The sequence below is a fragment of the Colwellia marinimaniae genome, assembly GCF_002207865.1.
In the GTDB taxonomy this organism is placed as follows: Bacteria; Pseudomonadota; Gammaproteobacteria; order Enterobacterales; family Alteromonadaceae; genus Colwellia; species Colwellia marinimaniae.
The window spans coordinates 1-257 of sequence record NZ_BDQM01000363.1; the positions used below are offsets into that span (position 1 = coordinate 1).

Genomic DNA, 257 nt, shown 5'->3' on the forward strand with positions numbered 1-257 from the left:
AAGAGAAAGAAGAGTAAAAGAGAAAGAAAAAAAGAAGGAGAGAAAAAAAAAAAAGAAAAAAGAAAAAAAAAAGAAAAAAAGAAGAAAAAAAAAAAAAAAGAAGAAAGAAAAGAAAAAAAAAAAAAAAAAAAGAAAAAAAAAAAGAAGAAAAAAAAAAAAAAAAAGAAAAAAAAAAAAAAAAAGAAAGAAAAAAAAAAAAAAAGAAGGAAAAAAAAAAAAGAAAAAAGAAAAAGAAGAAAAAAAGGGAGAAGAAGAAG

The 257-nt window shown here is 16.3% G+C and carries 1 protein-coding gene; it reads left to right on the forward strand.

The features are described from left to right. Positions 1–257, forward strand: a 257-nt coding sequence (locus MTCD1_RS23740) for a hypothetical protein (protein WP_200818689.1), incomplete at both ends; no start/stop codon positions are given.